Origin of the sequence: uncultured Metabacillus sp., from assembly GCF_947503125.1 — a bacterium.
GTDB lineage: Bacteria > Bacillota > Bacilli > Bacillales > Bacillaceae > Metabacillus.
Genome location: NZ_CANNCR010000127.1, coordinates 1 through 3,347, shown reverse-complemented (window position 1 = coordinate 3,347; position 3,347 = coordinate 1). Strand labels below are relative to the sequence as shown.

Here is a 3,347-nt window from a genome sequence, read left to right as displayed (position 1 = left end):
TGTCCGCTGCCATTTTCAATGGCAGTGTTTTTTGTTGTTTTAGGAAAATTTTATGTCGGTACTTTTGGAGGGATATATGCGACAATATAGAAATGTAAATCATTCCCTGGCGGGAGGAGGATAAAAAATAAAGCTCCAAAGAGATGGCCGTCTCTTTGAGGCAGATTCAACTAAAAACTATGATTATCATAAAATATCTAGGAAAGACGGTCAAGGGTTATTTACGACGTTACCAAGATGTACCTCCTAAGTGTGAGGAGAGCTGCCCTGATTGCCATCGTAAATTATACAAACATGGTCGCTACTTTCGATTTGTCATCACTGTAAAAGTAATTACAAGGATTCCGATTTACCGAAGATTCTGCCCATCTTGCGGAAAGACGTTTTCTTTATTACCAGATTTTCTTTATCCCTACATTATTCATAGTGGATGGATCCTTCAAAAAGCATGGATATTACGGTATATGAGAGAGAAAAGTTACAATCGTATTCACACTGCTATATTTTCAAATGAAACTGGTGGGATTTCCTACAAGACAATTAAACGCTGGGATTCTTTATGGAGGAGTAACAAGGAATCCCTGATCCATTTCCTTCTGTATCATTTGGTCGATGTTCATCCGATAATGATTGAGTTTAGAGAAATAAAACCATTAACTGATGAACAAACCCTACTATATCTTCTTCCAAAAGTGTGGAAAATTTTTCACTCTACAACCACTTACCCATTCTATGGCTTCTTTAACTGGATAAATCAGTTAATGAATAAAATTTAACCCAGCACATCCACTATTCCCCATTCAGTTTAACCGCCTTTAAATCTTCCGATCCTAATTTGTCGCCCCTTCGGGGCAATTTCCCCTATATTGTCCATTTTAAAACAGACGTTCCCACATAATATGGGCTCTCCTATTCTATCGATATTCATTATTAAATAGAACATATAAAGTATTTCAATATAGATAGGAGAACTGTAAATGGATGAAAAATTAAGAAATGATATTGCCATATATCGTTTTGGTCTTATTGCAGAAATTGTAACAAGAGAGATTCCAAAAGGCGAACAAGCACAAAAACTTCGGAACATTGCAGCAAATGAACATCTAAATCCATATGGTGAGAAGCAAAAAGTCGGTCTTCGAACATTAGAACGCTATCTTCAACTTTACCGGAATGGTGGATTTGAAGCATTAAAACCGTCAAAAAGGGGTGGATATGCCCCTAGAGCTATAACCAAGGATTTATTGGATAAAGCGATTCAATTGAAGACAGAACGTCCAGAGCGATCAGTTCAACAGATTATTCGAATTATGGAACTAGCTAAAATTGTAAACCCAGGGACTATTTCAGAAAGTACATTATCAAAACAATTGCGTAAAGCAGGAATTACACGTAAAAAGTTACAACAGAAACCAAATGGGAAACAATTTCGTCGATTTGAATTTCCCTATCGGAATGCTTGTTGGCAAGGGGATGTGCAGCATACCCTCTATTTGCCGGATCCAAAAGATTCAAATAAGAAGCGTGTAGCAAAGTTATTTGCTTTTATTGATGATTATTCTAGGTTCATTGTTCATGGCCAATTTTATTTTGATGAAAAAGGTGCGCAGTTAGAGGATTGTTTGTTTAAAGCCATATTAAGCAACGGAAAGCCTGAACAGATCTATGTAGATAATGGAGCCATTTATAGAGCCAAAGCATTAGAAACGACCTGTGCGAAACTCGGGATTAAACTAACTCATTCTACCCCTAGAAGACCCCAAGGGCGTGGGAAAATAGAGCGTTTCTTCCAATTCGTAGATTCTTCCTTCAAGCCCGAAGCATATGACTTAATTGAATCCGGAAGGATTCAGTCTATTGAACAGTTGAATCGATATTTTCATATTTGGAAAGAATCCATCTATCATGAGCGAAAGCATGGTGAAACGAAACAAACCCCAAGACAAAGATGGGAAGAATGTGAGCAACCTTCGGTTTCTATCTCAATATACGATTTAAAAAATGCCTTTTATTGGGAAGATGAAAGAAAGGTAGATAAAACTGGCTGTATTTCCTTTCAAGGGAACAAGTATGAGGTGGATTCGCAGCTTGTGGGTGAATCTATCACGATTCGCTTTGATCCCAATGACCTTGAAAAATTAGAGGTTTGGTTAAACGGAAAGCAATTTGAGAATGCCATTCCTTTAAATCTTTCACGTCCAAAACACGAAAAAGCAGCATCTGAAGAATCAAATCACACGAATAAAGAATCAGGATTAAACTTTCTTGAATTATCAGCACCTAGTCATGAAATAAAACAAAAAGAAAAACGGGGAAAATTAAGCTATCAATCACTTATGGAGGAAGAAAAATAGATGATTTCAAAACATTTTGGGTGGAATTATACACCCTTTCAAAAAGATGTTCAGACCAAACATTTATTTCAGACCAAACAATTTAAGGAGTTACAAGCTAGATTGACATTTATGATCCAACAACGTTCATTTGGTCTAATTACAGGAGAAGTAGGATCAGGTAAGTCAACTGCCATTAGAAAGTTAAAAGATCGACTCGAAGATAATCAATACGTTTTTCTTTATTTATCTGATTCTGCCTTGAAGCCTCGCGATTTTTATCGTGAAATGCTTCTTCAAGTTGGAATTGAGCCTATGTTTTTGGCTAGTGACCTAAAGAGACAATTCAAAGCTGCATTGATGGATATCTATGAAAACAAAAAGAAAACGCCCGTCGTGGTCATTGACGAAGCGCATTTATTGTCACCATCGATGTTACAAGAGATTCGCTTTCTAACAAACTTTGAAATTGATTCTCTTTCCCCACTTGCCCTTATCCTAGTTGGCCAGCCTGAATTACGAGACAAATTACGTTTAAGAAGTTTAGAGGCTATTTCACAACGAATTAGCACAAGATTTCATCTTGATGGATTAAATTATGAAGAGTTAAGCGAGTATATCAATCATCAATTAGAAATGGTTGGTGAAAAACACCAGATCTTCACTGAAGCAGCATTAAAAATGATATATAAGGAAACAAGGGGCATTCTGCGCTTGACCAATCGTTTATGTACAGAATGCCTGTTAGACACTGTTTCCAGAAGACAGAAGCTAGTCGATGAAGACTCTGTGGAGAGAGTCATCGATGACTACCGTTTTTAAGGACCTTGAAGGTCCTTTTTCTTTTTTGAGGATAATATAAATTACAGTTGAAATCAATGGTACTTATAACCATAAACTGCCAATAAAAATGGCGAAAATAAAAAAGAAACGTAAGTGTCGGTAGCAATTAAACTTTGTCACCGACACTTACGTTTCCGAATTCACCGTCATTAATAATGACTCCTGACAAAA

Annotated in this window: 3 protein-coding genes; all 3 read left to right on the top strand. The window is 36.6% G+C overall.

The annotated features are described in order from the left end of the window. Positions 1-143 precede the first annotated feature (143 nt). The 3 genes from Q1B07_RS27135 (at position 144) to Q1B07_RS26325 (ending at position 3,155) form a co-directional block, all read left to right on the top strand. The gene (locus tag Q1B07_RS27135) at positions 144-776 is read left to right on the top strand and encodes a DUF6431 domain-containing protein (protein WP_366945293.1); all 633 of its coding nucleotides are present in this window, start codon (positions 144-146) and stop codon (positions 774-776) included. A 201-nt stretch (positions 777-977) separates the two neighbouring features. Next, positions 978-2,354, top strand: a complete 1,377-nt coding sequence (locus tag Q1B07_RS26330; protein WP_299095687.1) for a DDE-type integrase/transposase/recombinase — start codon at positions 978-980, stop codon at positions 2,352-2,354. Positions 2,355-2,465: 111 nt separating this feature from the next. Continuing rightward, positions 2,466-3,155, top strand: coding sequence for an AAA family ATPase (locus Q1B07_RS26325; RefSeq protein WP_299834271.1), 690 nt, complete (start codon positions 2,466-2,468; stop codon positions 3,153-3,155). The last annotated feature ends 192 nt before the right edge of the window (positions 3,156-3,347 follow it).